This window comes from Nostoc sp. LEGE 06077, from assembly GCF_015207705.1.
Taxonomy (GTDB): Bacteria; Cyanobacteriota; Cyanobacteriia; order Cyanobacteriales; family Nostocaceae; genus Nostoc_B.
On sequence record NZ_JADEWI010000052.1, the window covers coordinates 24,281 to 45,142 of the forward strand.

13 protein-coding genes and 1 pseudogene are annotated in these 20,862 nt (G+C 40.7%); 6 read left to right on the forward strand and 8 right to left on the reverse strand.

Annotated elements, in window-relative coordinates; genetic code table 11:
• Positions 1–389: 389 nt before the first annotated feature.
• Positions 390–1,382 (forward strand): tyrosine-type recombinase/integrase, encoded by a 993-nt coding sequence (locus tag IQ244_RS24935; protein WP_193898973.1) that lies wholly within the window; start codon positions 390–392, stop codon positions 1,380–1,382.
• Between the two features lie 1,000 nt (positions 1,383–2,382).
• Here IQ244_RS24935 and IQ244_RS24940 read toward each other — a convergent pair.
• Both IQ244_RS24940 and IQ244_RS24945 read right to left on the reverse strand, forming a co-directional pair.
• Complete coding sequence (locus IQ244_RS24940) at positions 2,383–3,585, reverse strand: CHASE2 domain-containing protein (protein ID WP_193898975.1); 1,203 nt, start codon at positions 3,583–3,585, stop codon at positions 2,383–2,385.
• A gap of 110 nt (positions 3,586–3,695) precedes the next feature.
• Positions 3,696–4,616, reverse strand: a complete 921-nt coding sequence (locus tag IQ244_RS24945) for an effector-associated domain EAD1-containing protein (protein ID WP_193898978.1) — start codon at positions 4,614–4,616, stop codon at positions 3,696–3,698.
• A 494-nt stretch (positions 4,617–5,110) separates the two neighbouring features.
• On the opposite strand from IQ244_RS24945, the gene IQ244_RS24950 reads away from it, so the two are divergent.
• Both IQ244_RS24950 and IQ244_RS24955 read left to right on the forward strand, forming a co-directional pair.
• A complete protein-coding gene (locus IQ244_RS24950; RefSeq protein WP_228059128.1) occupies positions 5,111–5,260 on the forward strand; it encodes a hypothetical protein in 150 nt (49 codons plus the stop codon).
• A gap of 450 nt (positions 5,261–5,710) precedes the next feature.
• Complete coding sequence (locus tag IQ244_RS24955; RefSeq protein WP_193898982.1) at positions 5,711–6,874, forward strand: pentapeptide repeat-containing protein; 1,164 nt, start codon at positions 5,711–5,713, stop codon at positions 6,872–6,874.
• Between the two features lie 481 nt (positions 6,875–7,355).
• Here the strand turns inward: IQ244_RS24955 and IQ244_RS24960 are convergent, their stop codons facing one another.
• The 6 genes from IQ244_RS24960 to IQ244_RS24985 form a co-directional block, all read right to left on the reverse strand.
• Complete coding sequence (locus IQ244_RS24960; RefSeq protein WP_193898983.1) at positions 7,356–7,799, reverse strand: type II toxin-antitoxin system VapC family toxin; 444 nt, start codon at positions 7,797–7,799, stop codon at positions 7,356–7,358.
• Positions 7,799–8,089 (reverse strand): DUF2281 domain-containing protein, encoded by a 291-nt coding sequence (locus IQ244_RS24965; RefSeq protein ID WP_193898985.1) that lies wholly within the window; start codon positions 8,087–8,089, stop codon positions 7,799–7,801. The genes IQ244_RS24960 and IQ244_RS24965 overlap by 1 nt, the downstream gene beginning before the upstream one ends.
• Positions 8,090–8,305: 216 nt before the next feature.
• Entirely contained in the window at positions 8,306–8,704 is a 399-nt protein-coding gene (locus tag IQ244_RS24970; RefSeq protein WP_193898988.1) for a hypothetical protein, read from the reverse strand.
• Positions 8,701–9,294 carry a ParA family protein gene (locus IQ244_RS24975; RefSeq protein ID WP_193898990.1) on the reverse strand — a complete coding sequence of 198 codons (594 nt, stop codon included), beginning with the start codon at positions 9,292–9,294 and terminating at the stop codon, positions 8,701–8,703. The genes IQ244_RS24970 and IQ244_RS24975 overlap by 4 nt, the downstream gene beginning before the upstream one ends.
• A 666-nt stretch (positions 9,295–9,960) precedes the next feature.
• Positions 9,961–10,461, reverse strand: a complete 501-nt coding sequence (locus IQ244_RS24980; RefSeq protein ID WP_193898992.1) for a hypothetical protein — start codon at positions 10,459–10,461, stop codon at positions 9,961–9,963.
• A 331-nt stretch (positions 10,462–10,792) separates the two neighbouring features.
• A complete protein-coding gene (locus IQ244_RS24985; protein WP_193898994.1) occupies positions 10,793–11,704 on the reverse strand; it encodes a LysR family transcriptional regulator in 912 nt (303 codons plus the stop codon).
• 122 nt (positions 11,705–11,826) lie between these two features.
• Here IQ244_RS24985 and IQ244_RS24990 point away from each other — a divergent pair, with 122 nt between their 5' ends.
• The 3 genes and pseudogenes from IQ244_RS24990 to IQ244_RS25000 all read left to right on the forward strand — a co-directional run.
• Complete coding sequence (locus IQ244_RS24990) at positions 11,827–12,564, forward strand: SDR family oxidoreductase (protein ID WP_193898996.1); 738 nt, start codon at positions 11,827–11,829, stop codon at positions 12,562–12,564.
• Positions 12,565–14,159: 1,595 nt separating this feature from the next.
• Positions 14,160–16,163, forward strand: coding sequence for a MobV family relaxase (gene mobV, locus IQ244_RS24995; protein WP_322746101.1), 2,004 nt, complete (start codon positions 14,160–14,162; stop codon positions 16,161–16,163).
• A 678-nt stretch (positions 16,164–16,841) separates the two neighbouring features.
• Positions 16,842–20,735: pseudogene (locus IQ244_RS25000) on the forward strand (ATP-binding protein); the annotation flags it as partial.
• Between the last annotated feature and the right edge of the window lie 127 nt (positions 20,736–20,862).

Consider the following 20,862-nt stretch of genomic DNA (forward strand, 5'->3'; position numbering starts at 1 on the left):
TCACTGATAGCAATGATTTATCAACCAGGGGTATAGAAAGCAAGTACAGACGATTTTGATAGCAGTATTGCTATCAACTATTGTCATCCCTACCTCTGCTCAACACACCCTGTCACACTCTAACCCCAAAAGATGGATAGTGGTGTTCGTTGACCGTCAAATCACGTACTACTTCGTCAACCCTTACACTTTCATCGCAGAAAATTTTGAGATATCGCCCTCTCCAAACGTCAATTATCTGACAAATACTCTTCAAACCCCTCCCCCCACCGTGCTGGGACATAGTGCGACAATATCCGTTTTCACACCACTTATAAGAAAAAACACCTCTCTTCAACTAAGATATAGCTTGAGTATTCAACTTCCCAATCTCTGCTGCGCTATCACCAATGACACCCATTCACCCTGAAAATCTTAGTGTCTTAGAAAATTCGCTGGCCTTAGCGATCGGTGAGGATTTCTCCTTAGAGAATGACCCTGACGTTATTCAGCAATTGATTGGGGATAAGCGATCGCCCAACACCAAACGCGAATACCAAAAAGACCTGAAAGATTTTTTCCTGTTCGTCGCCAAGAAAGAACCCAGCCGGGACTTGGTGTTAGAGTTTCTGCACCTGGAACAGCGTCATGCCGTTGCTGTGGTTCTCAAGTACAAGGCACATCTCATCAAGAAAAAACTGGCTGAAGCTACGGTGAATCGTCGGCTCAGTGCTATCAAGTCGATGGTTGCAATGGGGCGGCGGCTGGGTGTCTGCAATTTCTCTTTAGATGATGTCAAAGGTGAAAGGGTCGAAACCTACCGCGACACTACAGGTATTGCCGCTACTGACTATGCCCAAGTTATCGCACTGGTTGACCAGAACACCCTTAAGGGCAAGCGTGATTATGCAATTCTGCGGTTACTTTGGGATAATGGCTTGCGTCGCAATGAGATTGTCAATTTAAATGTGCATGACTTTAACGCCAAAGAAAAAACGCTCTCTATTTTAGGTAAAGGCAAGGGTAGCCAAAAGGAAGTGCTTGACTTATCAGACAAAACTGCAACGGCGATCTCCGCTTGGATTAAAGCGAGTAAGAAGAAACGTGGCGATGACCCGCTTTTTACTGTGCTGGCCTATCACAAGAATGGAGCAAGATTAACCGGGGAAGCAATCAGGCGACTGGTGGATGGGCTGTGCAAACAAGCCGGAATTACTAAGAAGATGTCGCCCCATCGCATCCGCCACAGTGCGATTACTACAGTATTGGATCTTAATAATGGCAACTATCGCGCAACTCAGCGATTCAGCAGACACGCCCAAGTGCAGACAGTATTGAAATATGATGATAACCGCCAGCGTTTGCAAAAGCAGATGAGCGACTCAATATCAGAATTGATTTAGGTCGGACTTTGGCAGCTAGAGAGCGTTATTTGGGTGTTAATGAAAAGCATAAGCAAAACGCTATATCTGCTTTGGGCTTTTGAATATTTCTATACTAGATTCTACACGGGAGGAATCAGCAAAGGATTAGCGATGGCGTAATTACTTACCTGGGGTTTTTGGGATAAACCCTCGAAAAGGGGGATTATGAAAAGTGAGTTTTGATGCTATCACCCTATAACTCTTGCCAGATAAGATTCTTGGCTAAACCCCGTCTCAGAAAGTATACAATTTGAGACAAGTCTGAATTATGTCTCTTTACATGTCTCAAAATACCATTCTTAGATCGTCTAAGAAATAGTGATACTCTTCACACTGACTAGCTTTCACCGATCGCGTACTAATCAAAAGAGTGAAGTACCATTCAACAACAAATTCTAGAATCCCCCTTTTCGGGGGTTAATGCAAAAAACCCCTACCTTCTTGCCATCACTGTCTTACATTCCTAATTTATGAGGTTTTGTTTTTGTCGATATCTTAGTTGTTGATTGCGTCTATTATCTGGGCGTACTCTACGTCTTGGTTGTCGATTGCGTATTCTACTTGGCCGTATAATAGGTCTTTCTCCTGGATTAAGCCCTCCACCTGGTCTACCTCCTCCTGGAGGTGGTTTTAATGAATAACTAGCGATAGTAACTTGTGATTGCACAGATATCGGATAAATACACTCACTAATAACTATCAAGTTAGTTGTGCAAAATAGCGGTATAAATAATCGAAGAAGTTTCATTGAAGATATAACCCAAATTTATGGTTAATCTTGAAAGTGAATAATATAAAAACACCAATTCCTGATTGGTAACAATTTTGTTTCAAGAATTTATGACTGAAAAATTATAGCAGATTCGGATCATTCGTAGCAATTTAAAAGTAAACTAATTTTGTCAATATGCCTAAATATAGATAATGGATAAATTGATCAACTTGGAAAATGATGTTTATATTTTCGTAACATACATAATCATTCACACCTCATTCTGGTCTTTGGTTCAAAGATTTTTGTTACCCCCTCAGTACCAAACCCTGTTATTAACAAAGATAGTAGCGATGGTAAAAATGGTAGCCAGTAACCTTGAATAAGGATGATTAGACAAATCTGATATAAGATGAACGCTACAATAAAAATTGCAAATAATAGATATAATAACTTTCGTAAAAGTAAACCTAATAGTCCCCCTGTAAAAGAGCAAATTAAAACAAAGATTCCATCACCCCATTGAATACCCTTCCACTGAGGCAAGACTGCCAGTAAAGGTCGTTGATCCATTACAGCACTTATAATTTGACTTACCATATAAGCATGAATGTATACTCCTGGCTTTTCGCCATAAGGAGTATCAAACCAGTCTTTTGAACTGGAATCCGCATAACCAATTAAAACTACTCGCTCCTTGACAAGGCTATTATCTATTTTTCCTTCTAAAACCTTTTCTAGAGTGACTATTGGTGCCAGCTCGCCTGAACGGTAATTAATCAATATTTGATCACTTTCTCCCAATTTCTGATAACCGCCACTCCGATTTCCCAGTGATTTTAGGATAACTTTACCAAACTGCCATTCATTATTCTGATTAAGTTCTAATGGTTTGATACCTTCAAAAGATAAGAACCAAAATACTAATTGAAAACTGAAACTATAAGGAGTCTTGCAAGGAGATGGCGAAAAACTAGGTTCATAAGATAACAGTTGACGACGAATCAAATTGGTATTTTCGTCAGGAAAAAAATCACTAAAGCCTAGTTGCTTGATTTTCTGTTCTTCTGTCAATTCTTGAGGAGGAGCATAGTCTGAATTATCATTTGAATTGCTGAAAGAACATACAGTAAAAAAATTTTTATTTTTCTTGAAAATAGAAATTAATTGTTGACGACCTTGGCCTCTGGGCTTATTTCGATGTATATCTAAACCAATTACTCTTGGATTATACTGCTCTAAACGCCCAATTAGTTGGGCAACAATAGAATCTTCTAGTGGATAACCGCCATACTTGCTAAGGTCTTGATCTGTAATTTTAATAATAAGTAAACGAGAATCTGGAGCTTCCGATGGACGCGACCGAATTAACTGGTCAAAAGCTGTCAGTTCCAATTGCTCTATTTGTGGTATTCCTAACCAACGCACCCCCATTACTAAACCAGTAACCACGATACTAAAGGCCAGCATAGTCCTAACACGATACCAGACAGATCCACCATTCGCCTTTAATTTGCCAGGCAATGGCTGGCCTATTGTTTTTTTTAAAGCTTTTACATCATATATGTTTATCTTTGTTGCTAATTCTGATGCAGAATTCTCAATCCAAAAAAGTTTTTTTTTAAAACTGGTATTTGTCCCTCAGAAATGTTTTCCAGTTGAATAGCGACCATACCTTCATCAAAGGCTCTTTGAAACACATCTCGTTTGCCTGAATTTTTGTAACCCAACCCATCATAAAAGCCTTGAGCAAATGCAATTGCTGCTTTGTCTTCAATTGGTTGATTCATGCCAATTGCATAATTAATATATTGGCTAATTGCTATAGCAGTTTTTTCTGAATGACAGGCATTGAGCAGCACACAGTTAACATAATCAGCGTGTAACTTAAATAGTAATGCTAAACCCTCTGGTGCAACTGGCTTATTACTTCCCCCATCATCCTCTAATAGCAAGCTGCCATCTTCCAAACCATGTCCACAAAAATGAACAATTTGAGGCTGTTCTTCTGCAATGGCACGACGGATATCTTGAGGACGTACAGCAGTTCTAATGCGAATTTCAAATAAATCTCGATTGGTGGCTCGTCGTATAGCTTCCTCGATTTCTCGAATCTCTTTATCCAAACGTAGCCCATGAGGAATTGCTGTTAGAATCAAAATTTTCTGCTGCTGATTAGTTTGTTTTTGCGGAGTGTTATGTGAGGAAACAGAAGATGTTTCTGGGTCGGGATTTGGTAATATTCTTTCGGCAATAGCCCTAAGTGGTGGGTTTCCAGGGTTTGAATCACACGCAGCACGAACTAAATCTTCAACCCATCCCTGAGAATTAGCTGTTTGTATTAATTTAAAGACAATATCTTGTAAACTCCCTTCACCAGCAATAACTCTTAGATTTTTATCTAATTCAAATGCCAACATTTGCTCTAGAGATGCCAGAGTAGGAAAAGCATCAATTAAAGCCAATTGTAGTTCTTTACGTTGTTGACCAGATAAACTCATATTTTTTAATACAAACTATACCTAGAAGTTGAAGTAAGTTAGAAACTTTTCTCACCAGTTTCAAACGATAACTAAATTATTCTGTTACTCCTTAGTTACTTTGTTTTTATCTCAGATTTTCCAGATACAACCGTAGATGCAGAACCATCATTAGCCTTTAACCATTGCTCAATGAGTTCTGCCACAACTTGGCTCATCTTCAGTCCCCCGTAGGACGCAAGCAAGCTGCATGGAATCGTTTCTTGAGGTCGTCTGCAATACTAATGTGCATAGCTAGAGCGGTTTTTGTATCTTTTTAACGATTTTATAGTTAATTATGCTTAAACAAAAGTAGAAATGTACAAAATATATTAGACAGCTTTTAATCACAACATTCCTGTGACGATCCCGATTTGCGACATCAGGAGTTCATTGCTATTTATTAAGAGTGTTGGCAGTTACAATCGCCCCTTGCACTCTATCACCAGCAAGTGCTTAAACCAACGGTTGGGATAATGGGCTTAAACGAAATTGAAGGAGGGGCGGAAGTAGCAGCCGAAAGCGTGATCGCACTCTGGAAAAAACTTTATGAGCTACTGACACTTTATTCCCTCCAACAGGAAACGGTAATTATCGCAGGAATGTCGTGGCTCAAACTTATCTAATATTTTTTGTACATTTCTAACTTTATTTAAGCTTTATTAATTCTAAAATATTTAGAAAATTACAATAACTACTAAATATACACATTGGTATCTTGGACAACTTCAAAAAGCGGTGCTAGGTATATTGGATTAAAAATTAATAATCCTCTCTCTTATAGGCTGAATATTATCATATGAGATATAAATTAGCTCAGTATTAGAAATGTAATTAACTGATTTAATTGATTTTAATTCATAAACTTCAAATATTTGTAAGTAATTATTTTTATTATAAATATGAATATAAATGAGTATTAGACATAATATTTTTTTGAACGAGTAGTTATACAAACCTTTTATAAAATGAGGCAGGTAAAACCTAACAACAAAACAATTAATTTTCTAATCACGCCATTACTAAGTATTCTCAAACACTCCATATTCGGTATCTAAGCAGTTTATATTAAGCATATGCAATTATCCGGGCAACAACTTAAAGAACTACAATTGGCTTTGATTAATGCTTTTCCCAATACAACATCCTTAGAACAAATGCTGTTGTTTGAATTAGGTAAAAATCTAAACGCAATTGCTGGCGAAGGAAGGTTAGAAGATATTGTTTTTAAATTGATACAAGTAGCAAATTCTCAGGCATGGGTTACAAATTTAGTTGATGCTGCGTATAATTACAACCCTGGAAACCCAGGACTTAGGGCTATTGCCGAAAGACTATTGCCGAATCACGACGCACAAACCTATGATGCAAATTTTAGCTCAGGCTCAGACGCTGTATTAGACTCCAAAAATGATTCCTTAATTATATATGAATTTGTCTTAAGTGGACGTGTTAGTGAAGTCAGTAAGCAAAGATTAGAAGCTATCGTTGAGCATCTTCGAGAAATCACAGGAGATGTTCATCTTACTCTTATAAAAATTAGCTCTGGAAGTATAAAGTTGGTTTTAGAAGGTTCGGAAAAAGGTTTTCAATTTCTCAAATTATTGCTTGAATCAGGTGAATTGATTCAAATATTGGGTATTTCTGTTCAGGAAATTAGACAATACACATTAGATAATTCTTTAAAACCTCTGCTATTAGATATATTAAGAAATTCTAAAAAACAATGGAATGCTTGGAGAGAGAATAATTCATCTATGTTAATAGATCTCAGAAATGTAGATCTTAGTGGTGTGTATCTTGGTAAGACTAATAGAAGAGGAAATAACGTCAAAGCAGATTTGGAGGAAATAAACCTTAGTGGTGTAATTTTAAGTAATGCTGTTTTAAAAGGGGCAAACCTCAACGGTGCAAATCTCAGTGAAGCAAACCTTAGCAAGGCCAATCTCAGTGAATTAAATGGTAAGATAGTAGTCCTTAATGATGCAAATTGTAGTAGAACGAATTTTGAAGGAGCAAATCTTAAAGGAGCCTGCCTTAGACGTGCAAATCTTAGCAGTGCTGATCTCAGCAATACAGATATTAGAGATGCAGATTTTATTGACGCTAATCTCAGTGGCACAAATTTTAGTGGCGCAAAAGTTCAGGGAGCATTGTTCGGCAATAACTTAGGTCTTTCACAAAAGGCAAAATCTGAATTGGTAGCAGACGGTGTTATCTTTTTTGAGCCTCCTGAGTAGACGCAGCATAATAAGTGGTTGCACCGAAAACTGGAAAGGTTATCTGTTGTGTTTGAGAGGTATCCATGTGCGATAACCTTTTGTTATACGCCTTCCTTAATTTGTGTGGATGTGGCAAAACTGACTCATACGGATCTGTGGCGATATCCTCGAAACTGCTGTAATTATTGTGTAATCGAGGCTAAAATAATCGCTTCCAAGGTGCGACCGGGCAATGAGGATACACAGCCGAAGCTCTCAATCACCTTGCTATTACTTAGCTTGTGACAACTATTGGTAAGAAATTAATTCCTAGAGTTTCTTAATGCTGTATAACTCAATTGTGATAATTTCGCATTGGCGAAATTTCGCCAATTAACAAATCTATATTTTCGCCTTACTGCCATTTTACGTTGTTAAATTCCATTACATTTTGACCTTCTGCTACTGAAATAATTCTGGGTAGAACTAATCAAGCGCAGGTGAGGATAAGAAATGGGACTTACAGCCAAGATTCAACAGATAATGTTTTCACTTGTTGAATCCTCTGAAAGTCGCTGTCTGCTGACACAACGATAAGACCATGTTGTAAAGCTACAGCCGCAATCCAAAGGTCATTTTCATCAAAGCCTAGATCAGTTATTTTCGTTTTTCTGCGCTTACTTTTCTCCTTCGGTGCAAACTGATTGAATAAAGCGGCTTTCAATTGCCCGTAGATAGTAGCAGTAGATCCATCAATATTATGGATGTAGATACCCGTTAGAAAACCGTGAATTAGTGCTAAGTTACTTTCCTTGCGTTGAGAACGTTCTGCCATGTCTATCAGTTCGCCTTGAACGATGGCGCAGGTTGTAATTACAGAATTTTCGACTTTCGCAAGGCGATTAAGCAAATTGGGATTACCAAGTATTGCTTGGCTACAGTGATTTGTATCTAACAGGTACATTATTCAAAAGGGTTTTCATAATCAAATTTGGCTTTGCCGCGAGTGGCATAAACTAAAGAAAGACATTCTTCTAAATCATCACCTGACCATTTACCAATTGTTTTTAAGTGTTCGAGCAGTGAGCGACCTGTGGAATTTACCGTAGTGTGAGGGGCGGAAGGAGAAACTTCAGAAACAGGCTGTGTTTGAGTTGACTTTGTTTTTAAAAAGCGTATAAAGTCTAGCGTTTCAGCCAGAATGGCATCTGGGGTTGATTCGATTTCCGAAAGAAGCAGTTCTTTGATAGTCATATTGGGTATGTCCTCTACTGGAGCGAAAATCCAGGTATAGCAGCATCAGTCTTTTTCATTATCGCAATAGTTTCTTTTAGCGTTACTACATTACGTTCCAAGCGTTCAGCCAGGGGTCAATCTAATTCGGAATTTCGCCAAGGCGTAAATTCACCAATTAGTAAATCTATATTTTCACCTTGCTGCCAAACTATGTTTTAAGTTTTCAGCCAGGGGTCAATCTAATTCGGAATTTCGCCTTGGTGTAAATTCGTCAATTAGTAAATCTATATTTTCACCTTGTTGCCATTTCACCCAGACAGCCATCAGAAAATCTACCAATTCGCTTTTATCAATCTCTACACCACGTCTTTTGAGTTTGAGTAATTCTTCCTCTACATCTAAATCTGTTGAGCGTTTCACATAGTAAGTGCGCCCAATCCAAGCATCATCAGACCGCTTTCCAGTTGCAGGTCTGCCACGTTTGCGTGGTTCATTTTGAGTTGGTGCTGGTGGTGGTAAGGTTGGAGTCGGTGTCACGTTACTTTCTGTGGTTGCTTGTGTTGGTTGTTCTGGCTCAATTTGTGCTTCTTCTTTGGTTTCAAATAACTTTTTAAAGGGGCTAGGCTTGCTCATGACAGTATCTCCTTACCCACCTCTTGATATTCGCGCCATGCTATTTTGCTGCTACGGTCTTTTACTTGATAAACTGGCAACCCTTCCAGTGCTGCTTTTTCATAAACAGCAAATCGTCTAATCCCATATTGAAACAGTGGTATTCCCTCTGCCTCTAATGCTTCCCGTGCTTGCTGTCCTGTTAAGCGAGGGGCTGGGGGAATGATTGTGAGCAACACACGATAGCGATCGCTGCCCAATGATTTGAGAGTGCTTACAGTTTGCAACAGTGCATCCATCGCTAAAGCATCAGGGGTAGTAGGCAAGATTAATAAATTACACCCATCGGCAAGAGCTTCTAAATCTTCAAAGCTTGGTCGGGCTGCTGTGTCAATGACCACATGATCATAATTACGGCTGTGCATAGGGGCCTGCAATAAATCCACAACTTTAAAAGGTAATGCCCCTCGCTTTGCCCATCCTGTAGCACTGTGGTTTGGGTCGCCATCGACCAGCAATGTGCTGCCATGCTGAGATAAAAAGCAAGCAATATGGATGGCGCTTGTCGTTTTTGCTACGCCTCCCTTGAAACTAGCTAGGGTGATAATCACTCCATATACTCCAATAAATGCTGCTAGTTTACCCTCAAAATAACGAAAATTTGTATTTCTCAATTTATAAAATGGTAACTGGGCGACAATTCAAAATTTCGCCAATTCAAAAATACAATAGTCTATAAGGGGATTGAGCCGAGATATGTGTAATTTTGAGCAAGATGGTCTGTAAACTCCTACTATATATAGGTTTCAGCAATTTTCAAGTAAAATTGACGCAAGGGTACAAATCTTGGGTATCTATCGCTACAAAAACCAGAGTATCTATTAACTTTATTTACAGGTTTTACAACTTAGACAATAAACATCTTTTACCGGGAATTGTCTGAAACTCTTACAGGAGAAAATTTGTATTCATTTCAACCACACAGTATTTATTATTCTCTTTGGTAGGCGAAAAGCAATTATTGACCCTCACACTGCAAGTATGCGCGGCTGAAATCAAGCAGAACTATTAAAAACGCTAAAACCTATATGCAGCAAGCTTTTCCAGACCATCTTGCATCTTTTTACACATATCTCGGCTCAATACCAATCTAGTACTTCAAACGATGTTGCCTCTGGTTTTAAACTTTTTCTTACCAAGTTTTTGCACCATTATTTCGCTACAAGCTCAAGATTACAGGATTTCCGCTCTTCTCTAGTAAGTTTTGCCACGCTAGATTATTTCTCAGTACGCATAAAAAGAGACACAGTTATTCCCAACCCGATCACTCCCCAAGCTAAAAAATTAGTCATATTAGAGGAATAATCTAATTGAATTGGTGAAGCATTTGGATTCTGGATTAAAAAATTAATCTTTCCTGCGACAGCTTTGGCTTGTGTCGAGTCTTTTCCATCTTGACCAATTTGGTAACTAATACCTTTTCCTGTTACCCCTAACACCCGAAAAAACTGTATATCCTCACTAGCTCCATCTACATCAGATCGGATAGCATTAATTATGGCGACTTTTGCCTGTGTAATATTATCAATAGTTTTCTCATCAATTATCTGTTGACTAAATGCTAAACGTTCAGTTATTGTGCAAGATGCAGTTTTCGACTTAGTAGCTTTGCAGATAACAAGTGAACCCCCAGACCCATACCGTAGAATAGTTATACCAATTAAAACCAAAGCAGCACCAAAAAATAAGCGCAACAGTATATCAGGTAAATTTTTCATATTTATGCACCTATCTTGGATGGGACATGACGCTGACAATCCCTTTGTTATAATTCCCAAATATTTTCCGTAATAAAAGATAAAATTAGCTTTTTGGGGCAGATATAGCCATTCGTCACATCAATATATATCTAGTCGCGCTACACGTTGTTAGAAAAAAGTGGAATCGGCAATATTGGTGAGTGTGAATGCAAAACTGCGCTCATTGAAAAGAAGGTTAAGTTTATTCAATGGCAATGAGAAAGGCGGTCACAAAGGGGTAGTTATAGAAAAGTCTCCAAACAGCTTAAAGCAGAAGAGAATTATTTCTCAATCTGCTCCCATTAATCACTTAAGATTGCCCATAATCTGACACCCAGGGATCTAGCTTAAACTCATTAGACAGGAAATCAATCAAACAAAGCACTTTAGCTGGCACAAATCGACCTCGACGATAGACAGCGTAAATTGGTAGTGGGACAGGTTGATAGTCTTTGAGAATCACTTTTAGATTGCCATCACCCAGGGCATCACCAAATAACCAGACCGGAGAAACCGCAATCCCTAACCCGGCACACACGGCGGCTCGAATGGCAGTAGAGTTATTCGCCTGAAAATTGCCACTCACCACAACTTGGATGACTCCTGAAGTTCCTTGAAAATGCCATTCATTACCTGTAGCAAGGCGGGTATAAACAATACAGTTATGCTTGACCAAATCTTCTGGTGTTTGCGGTTCACCTGCTCGCTCAAAGTAAGATTGATGTCCAATTGTGATTCGCCGTGTAGTCCCAATGCGTTGTGTAATCAGTGAAGTATCCTGCACCTTGCCAATCCGAATTGCCAAATCCACTCCTTCTTCTATCAAGTCTACAAAGTGATCTGCCATCATCAAATCAATTTTGATATCTGGGTAGCGTTCCAGAAAAGCTTTTAGTCTTGGTACTACTTGCAGTTGACCAAAAGCTACAGGGCAACTCACTCGCAATACCCCCGCCAGCTTTTGTCGTTGTCCCACACTCGATTCTGCCTCTGCAACTGCCTCCAACACCCGTTGACATTGCTCGTAGAAACGGATACCTTCATCGGTCAAACTCAAGGTGCGCGTAGAGCGAACGAGTAACTGAACCTCCAAATATTCCTCTAGTGCCGCAATCTGCTTACTAATAGTGGGTTGAGTTGTGTCTAGTTCGCGGGCGACAGCAGAAAAACTGCCAGTCTCTACCGTCCTGACAAAGCTTTTCATGCAAGCAATACGATCCATAGCTAAATTCATTCTTATTTGGAATAAATCATATTCTTTTTCGCTATCTTCTCAAATATTTGAGCATCAATCATGATGAAGATGTCAGCAATAAATGGCATATCAAACGCTAGGAGGTTTTTATGAATACCAATGGTTCTGTTGCTCTGGTTACAGGTGCAAATCGAGGAATTGGTCAGGCTTTTGTCGAGGCACTGGTTCAAGCAGGCGCAACCCGGATCTACGCCACTGCGCGTAACGTGGATTCTTTGAAAGATGTCATGGCGATCGCTCCTGACCGGATCGTACCTCTGGCACTGGATGTGACAAATCCTGAACAAGTTGCTGTCATCGCCCAAACTGCTCCTGATGTAAATCTGCTGATTAATAACGCTGGAGTGTCAGGTACAGGTGGCTTCTTTGCTACTGCCAGCTTGGAAACGGCACGTTGGGAAATGGAAACTAACTACTTTGGTTCACTGAATATAATTCGTGCCTTTGCTCCTATCCTCAAACAAAATGGCGGTGGGACGATTGTCAATTTGCTCTCAATTGCATCGATGGTCAATGTTCCAGTTTTCGCCTCCTACAGTGCATCTAAAGCAGCGTTGTATTCGTTGACACAGGGAGTACGAGCAGAATTAGCTCAACAAGGAACGCTAGTTGTAGGTGTCTTTCCCGGCCCTGTCGATACAGCAATGGCTGAAAATGTCCCCCTTGATAAAGTACCTCCCATTCAGATTGCTCACGCCACATTGCAAGCAGTAGAGCAGGGAATTGAAGATGTACAGCCTGACCCCGTTTCTGAACAAGTATTTGCAGGCATTCGACAAGACCCCAAAGCAGTTGAAAAACAATTTGCGAGTATGTTACCTCAATAGCATTTCTTTATAGTTGGTGTAAATAAAAGGTTCGTGCAATCAAGGGCTGTTTCTTCACTCCCTATTCCCTAGTTTCTTCATCTGTACTACTGTCTTTACTTCAACGTTTAAAAACGCGCTTTGTCAATTCCTTTTTATCAATAGACATCTTGAACAGTTTCCTAAACAATTTTGGATGTATTTATGGCGAAATCATACTTCAAAAAACTGATTTCAATATAGAACTGCTTGAACAAAAGAAATCTGTTATCTCAACTTTAAATCCATATCAGAACAAGTCCACTAATCCTATAGAATTAATGGTGTTTTAAGTGTGAATTTAGTATCTTTTCCCACAATGCCCAAGAGGTAGCTGTAGGGGTAGCTCTAGTGGTGATACTGAGCTACCAGTAGAGACATCAAAAAATCAATTGTTACCGTTTCTTGACTTCCCCTACTGGTAGCTGTCGGGTAGCTCTAGTGGTAGCAGTAGAGACAGAAAATTTTGGCGACAAAATGCACTCGAATCTTTATCTAGTCCCAGTATCAGCTATTTTTTCTGCCTGTTTACATTCTCAATAAACCCCTAGCTTATTGAGAATACACAATACTGCAATGTTACGAACGTAATTCAAAAAATCTGCTCTTGATTAACTGCTCAACGTTGTCAATCTGTAATTTCAATTTTGAGTTCAGCAGTCATTTCATATATTTAGCGTTAACTGAAATCGAAACTCATCATACACAAAAACTCAAATTAAATCCTGTAACTCTATAGATTTAGTGTTGTTATCAGTAGTATTTTAGTCTAATCCGATACTTGAATTTTTGGCCGTCCAAAACATCAAAAAACAGTGATTTGTTGCCTTGTGGGACAACTAAAAACGCCTTTGTTAATGAAACTTTATGCTCTGTGGAAAAATCTCGGCCGTCCAAAAGGCGCAAAATGACCCAAATTGTGTCCCAAGGGACACCCATTATTTTTGAAAAAATCTGCGTGTAAGCCTTATCCCGTCTCAATTACAGCCACTTTTTTGAGGCGGTTTTATTGTCAATAAGCCGAGGTCTTATTGACAATGCGTAATCTGGCGATGTTGCAAACGTACTTCAAAAAATCGGTTTCAATTGAGTTACTAATTGGGCAAGAAAATCTGTAATTCCAAATCTTGTTTAGTTCAATGAGAGCCACTAAGAACAGCCAGCACTTTCTATATTTGAGTTCCTTCTAGCTTTCACTTTTACCAAAACCAGCAGATCCCATCACCCAAGTCAACCACTGTTTTAGTTCGCTCGACCAGAATTTTACTCAGGTTTTGGGCTGAAAATCCAGCCTCAGTATTCCATATAAGACTTGAGTTGAGCTTTAATAATCAAGGTTTTTGAGCCACCATGACCCGCGCAATCGGTAAATATCAGTCATCCAAAAAGCTGGTTAGTTGCTGGTTTTAGAGCAGCACAGGTAGGGTGCAAATCAGCACTGAAACGGTGCAGATTTTGCACAGGTTTTGCACAGTTTTAGACCAAAAGCTGTGCATACTCATGACTAAAAGTGCCAAATTAGCCGTACCGAATTGTGCAGAGTCTGTGCAGAACTGTGCGATTTTTGCACTCGGATTGTGCCAAGTGCTTTCAATTGGTGGCGGTGGATGGGCGGTAGCAGAGAACTTTGGGATGAGGGTACTAATATGGAGGTGTACTCACTACACTTCCGCGCCCTGCGGGTGGGCTGCGCCCATCTTTCGCTACGCTCAAGACGCAGAAGTTTCGTTCGCCCCTACGGGGTTTTGCACAGCTTTGGCACACTTGAAAAATTCGAGAGAAAATCAATGGCGGCTTTAGCGATTCTGCGCGTTGAAAAACTCAAATCTTTCGGCAATGTTGGGGGTAGCGAAAAGCATACCGCCCGTTTACAAGATACCCCAAACGCTGACAGCACTAAAAAAAATATCCGCTTGATTGGTCAGGAGGACGGTACAGCATTGGAAGATTTGGTCAAAACCAAGATAGCCAGCACCACTAAGCACAAACCCCGCAAGGATGCCGTGCTGTGTAGCGACATATTTTTATCGGCATCGCCCGAATATTTCCGCCCTCATGACCCATCTAAGGCTGGTGAGTGGAATCATGAGCGCATGGTACAGTTCGCCAGGGCTTCCACTTTTTGGTTAAAAGAAAACTATGGTGATAAGTGCGTCCGGGCAGAATTGCACTTGGACGAAGCTACTCCCCACATTCATGCTTACGTTGTACCCATCAACGATAAGACCAAGCAACTAAGTCACAAGGAAATGTTTGGCGGTGATGGTCGGGCTGCCAGCATCAAGTTGTCTAAACTCCAAGACAGTTATGCAGAAGCACTCGCTCCTTTGGGCATTGAGCGGGGAGTGAAGGGCAGTAAGGCAACCCACACGAAAGTAAAAGAATATTACCAAGCTGTTAACAGTGAACCACTAAGCAACGTTTGGTCAAATCAACAATTAGCACCCTTACCTTTGGAACCAGCTAGGGCTTACGTTGCCCGGATTCAGCAGCATGACGATTTTCAAGCCATTAACCATCAACTGGCTGACCGCGCTTTCATGCAAGAGCGATTATCCCGTGCCGAGCAACGGGCCTTAGATAGCGAGAAGGAACGGCAGCGACTTGAAAAACGAGTGCAACTTTTGGAATCAACCAGTCAACTGCGTGATTTACCGCTTGCTGATGTCGCTTGGGAGTTGGGGCTAAATTACGATCATGAAAGGTGGAAAGGTCACGGTCACATCATTAATATAGATGGGCCAAAGTTCTACGACTTTTCACCCGAACAACAGAAGGGCGGCGGCGGTGCGATTGATTTGGTGATGCACGTTAATGAGTGCAGTTTCCGGCAGGCGATCGCTTGGCTGCATGACCGATTTGGGGAAGCAGGAGCAGAAAGAGCAGCGATCGCCCATGCCAGGAAGATGACTAGTGAGATTATCCAGTCCCAAGCGCGTCCCCAATTTCAGCTACCAGTTGAGGATAATGCCAAATGGCAGTTAGTCTCTGACTACCTCACCCAAAACCGGGGCATACCCCAAAATTTTGTGCAACTTCTACACAGCAAAGGTCTGGTTTACGCTGATGACCAACAAAATGCTGTGTTCATGATGCGGAATCTTGACAACCAACCTAACGGTGCATTCCTACGCGGAACACGAGGTGAGAACAACACTTTCAAAGGCTACCAAAAAGGAACCCAACGGCGTAATAGCTGGTTTCACTTCCAATTTGGTGGTCAGAAGAATGCGGCTGTAGAAAAAGTTGTCCTGTGTAAGTCGCCCATCGATGCTATTTCCTTCGCCATGCTGGAACATCAGCTTAGAGGAGATGTGCCACCGATTAGAACAATGTACATGGCTGTTGATGATCTTAAAAGTTTGCCCATAGAAGAATTACGACTCCTTCCTCATGTACAAGTGGCGTTTGGTAATGATTTGGCGGGACAAGCGGCAGCAGGGCGTGTTTTAGAACTACTGCCACAATCCAAACCTCTCAATTGCACGGCTAGTGATTGGAATCAGCAGCTTCTCGATTATTGGCAGCAGTTACGGCAACAGCAAAGGCAACAGCACGAAGAAGATGATTTAAGTCTTTAAAAGCTATTTTGTAGTTTCAATGTAGTTTTTAGTAGTTCTTTTTTCCAATTACTCTGCTTTCACTCGTGACTTTTCGCTCAAAAACTTTCCGCCAATTATGGCGTACTGTGCGTCAAAAAGCAAAATCAGGATAACATATAATTGCCAGGAAAGTGACTGGGATAAGCCGCGTAGGCATCTGATGTTCATCACAGAATTAGCATAAAAGCCATTTTTAAGAAGTTACAAGAAGTACTGAGAATTGACCGAATAATTACATAAATAAATCAGATACTTCCCTAGTTTTTATCTGATTTTGACTGACAATTAACACAGAAGTAACGCATCAGCAAAACCGCTATACTGATGTGTTTTGTTACTAAAAAAAAGTTATTTGTCAAATTAAAAGTGAAGTGGTTTGGATGAGTTTGCTGAGGTTAGTTGTAGATCCAGATACTTCACCTGTGATGATTACCAAAAGCATTGCTGTATTGAAGCGTCTTATTCAGCTAAAGCGCGGAATGGGAGTTGTCCGGCAACTGAGTCTGCATTCCACGAAATAGCCCAATCGTGTAATTCTGCATTGCTTGTAAGTCGTAACATCAAATCTGAAATATTGGTATAATTTTTTACATTTACATAGAGAATTCAGTTAATACTTTGGGAATACTAAATCCAAACATTTTAAAGATTTAGGGTATGACTAGCACTCTTGTTGAGAATATTCCCGGATATAACATCAGCGAAGAACTCTATAATGGCTCCCGAACCCAAGTTTATCGAGGTTATCGAAAAGTTGATCAACAACCAGTAGTCGTTAAATTACTGAAAAATCCTTATCCCAGCTTTAACGAACTTTTGTTGTTTCGCAACCAGTACACAATTGCCAAAAATCTCAACTCCTCCCTGATAGTTAAAACCTACAGTCTAGAACCTTGTCGAAATGGTTATGCACTAGTTATGGAAGACTTTGGAGGAATTTCTCTGAAGGAGTGGCTAACTAGAGAAACCCAACAATCTTTAGAAGAATTTTTAATGATAGCGATCGCACTATGCAATACCTTAGATTTACTCTATCATCAGCGGATTATTCATAAAGATATCAAACCCGCCAATATTTTAATTAATCCTGGAACCAAACAAGTTAAATTAATTGACTTTAGTATTGCTTCTTTACTACCACGAGAAACCCAAGAAATTCAAAATGCCAACGCTCTAGAAGGCACACTTGCCTATCTTTCGCCAGAGCAAACTGGACGGATGAACCGTTTAATTGATTACCGGAGTGATTTCTATTCATTAGGTGTCACCTTTTACGAATTACTCACTGGAGTTTTACCATTTATCTGTGACGATCCGATGGAATTGGTACATTGTCATCTTGCCAAAACTCCCATTCCAGTACATCAGAAAAATCCCAATATTCCCTTAGTTTTATCGGAAATTATCAGCAAGTTGATGGCGAAAAATGCCGAAGAGCGGTATCAAAGTGCTTCGGGAATTAAGTATGATTTAGTGATTTGTCTAGAACAATTACAAAAAACAGCAACAATCAAACCTTTTGCACTGGGAGAGGGAGATATTAGCGATCGCTTCCTCATTCCGGAAAAACTCTATGGTCGAAAATCCGAAGTATCAACCCTCTTAGAAGCATTTGAAAAAGTGAGTTTTGGGGCAACCCAAATGATGTTGGTAGCAGGTTTTTCTGGGATTGGGAAAACTGCCGTTGTGAATGAAGTTCATAAACCAATTGTGCGCCAACGCGGTTATTTTATTAAAGGGAAATATGACCAATTTCAGCGTAACATTCCCTTTAGCGCCTTTGTCCAAGCCTTCCGAGACTTAATGGGGCAATTACTTTCTGAATCAGATGCACAACTACAAGCTTGGAAAACCAAGATTCTGGAAACTGTTGGGGACAATGGACAAGTTTTGATTGACGTAATTCCAGAGTTAGAACGCATTATTGGCACTCAACTCCCAGCTACAGAACTATCAGGGACTGCTGCCCAAAATCGCTTCAATCTGCTGATGCAAAAATTTGTGCAAATCTTCACTAGCATTGAACATCCCTTAGTGATGTTTTTAGATGACTTGCAGTGGGCAGATTCCGCATCGCTGAAATTGCTGCAATTGTTGATGGCAGAAACAGGACATTTATTAATTTTGGGTGCATATCGGGATAATGAAGTATCACCAGTTCACCCATTCATCCTCACTGTAGATGAAATTGTCAAAAATGGGGCAGTAGTTAATACGATTGTGCTGCAACCATTAAGTGAAATAGATATGAATCAATTGGTGGCAGATACGCTAAATTGCGAATTATTGCTTGCCCAACCTTTGACAAAATTAATCTATCAAAAAACTCAGGGTAATCCTTTTTTTGCTACCCAGTTTCTCAAGGCATTAAATGACGATAAACTAATTATATTTGACTTAGAATTCCGCCATTGGCAGTGTGATATCGCTCAAGTCAGAGCCTTAGCAATTACTGATGATGTGGTGGAGTTTATGGCACTGCAATTGCAGAAATTGCCGAACCAAACTCAGAATATTCTCAAACTAGCAGCTTGTATTGGGGCGCAGTTTGATTTGCAGACATTGGCAATTGTTTCAGAACAATCTTTAGAAGCAACGGCGGCTGATTTATGGAAAGCCTTGCAAGAAGGGCTGATTATTCCAAATACGGAAATATATAAATTCTTTATTCAATCTGATAGTGCCTCAATTTATGATGCCGCAGCTAATCCGATTTATCGGTTTTTACATGACCGGGTTCAACAAGCTGCTTATTTCCTAATTCCTGATGACCAAAAGCAAGCAACCCATCTCAAAATTGGCCAGTTACTTCAGCAAAACTCCTCAGAAATAGAACGAGAAGAAAAACTGTTTGATATTGTCAGTCATTTGAATTTAGGACAGGCATTAATTACTCAACAGCAGGAACGAGAAGCTTTAGCGCAACTCAACTTAAAAGCTGGTGGTAAAGCCAGAAGTTCAACTGCATACGCTGCCACCAGACTGTATCTACAAACTGGAATTGAGCTACTAGAGGTGGATTGTTGGCAACATCAGTATGAATTGACTCTGAATTTGTATGTCGCAGCTGCGGAAGCCAGTTATCTCAATGGTGACTTTGCGGGTATGGAACTCTTCGCAGCATCGGTGTTGCAGCAGGCACAGACGATTTTGGACAAAGTGAAAATCTACGAAATTCAAATCGTGGCATTAGTGGCTCAGAGCCAAATTTTAGCAGCGCTCGCAGTGGGAAGAGAGGCTCTAGGGCAATTGGGGGTAGAATTCTCGACAGAAGTAGACGAAGCTTTAATTGGCAAGGCCTTACAAGAGCTTAAAGAGCAACTCCAAGGCAGAGAGATTGCTGGGTTGATTGACTTGCCCGTGATGAGCGATCGCACCACCATCGCCGCAATGCAACTGTTAGGTATGTTGTTTCCACCCGTGTTGCTAGGAATGCCAGGTTTAATGCCTCTGTTGAGCGCGACAATGGTGCGGTTATCGCTCCAATTTGGCAATGCCCCCACCTCAACGGCAGGATATGCGATTCATGGCATAGTGCTGTGTGCCTTTTTGGGTGAAGTCGAAATCGGCTATGGGTTCGGTAAATTAGCGCTCTCGTTGCTAGAGAGGTTGAATGCTCAGGGCATGAAGTGCATCACTCTCAACCTGTTTGGAACTTTCATCCAACATCGTCGGCAAGCGCTCTTGGTAACGCTAGCAACACTGAAAGAAAGCTACACGGTTGGTATGGAAAACGGCGATTTTCTCTACGCTGGTTACAGCATAGTAGGGTACACCCAAACGGCATTGTTCGCCGGTGTAGACCTAGAGGCCTTGACCCCTGAATTATCTGCTTATAGTGCTGCCCTGGCTCAGGTGAAACAAGATTCGGCACGTATTTATTTGGACATGGTGGGGCAAACAGTGCAGCAATTGAGAGAAACGGTGAGCCAACCCGATTGCTTAATTGGCTCAATGTACGATGAAACAGTGATGTTCCCGAAGCACCAGCAGGATAAGGATCTCACAGCGTTCGCCTTTGCCTACAGCTACAAACTTTTGCTTGCCTATTCTTTTGGCAATTATCAGGCTGCCCTCGACTATATCACCCAAGGCAAATCCTATTTGATGGCAGTATCAGGAATGCTTTTTATTCCCATCTTCCATTTCTATGCCGCCTTAACGCACCTGGCACTTGTTCCCGCACAGCCACAAGAGCAAGCTGAAATTCTCGCCGAGGTCGAAACCCATCAAACAGTTCTGCACCAGTGGGCGGAAAATGCCCCGATGAATCACTTGCATAAATGGCATCTAATTGAGGCAGAAAAGTATCGGATTTTGGGCAATAAAGCAGAGGCGATCGCTCTTTACGATCGCGCCATTCAACTCGCCAAAGAAAACCAATTTCTTAACGAAGAAGCTTTAGCCAACGAACTCGCCGCCAAATTCTATCTCGATTGGGGCAAAGAAAAAATTGCTCAAGTCTACATGCAAGAAGCCTATTACTGTTACAGCCGATGGGGAGCAAAAGCCAAAGTTGTCGATCTAGAAACCCGCTATCCTCAACTACTCGGCGTAAATAGAAGGTTCGTGCAACCAGGGGCAACCAGTCATTGAAATCGTTGACCAGTAAGAGGTTCAGCCATTATCCATTTCTAATGATTGACCCCAGTTTTTCCCCTTTTACTATAAGTAAACT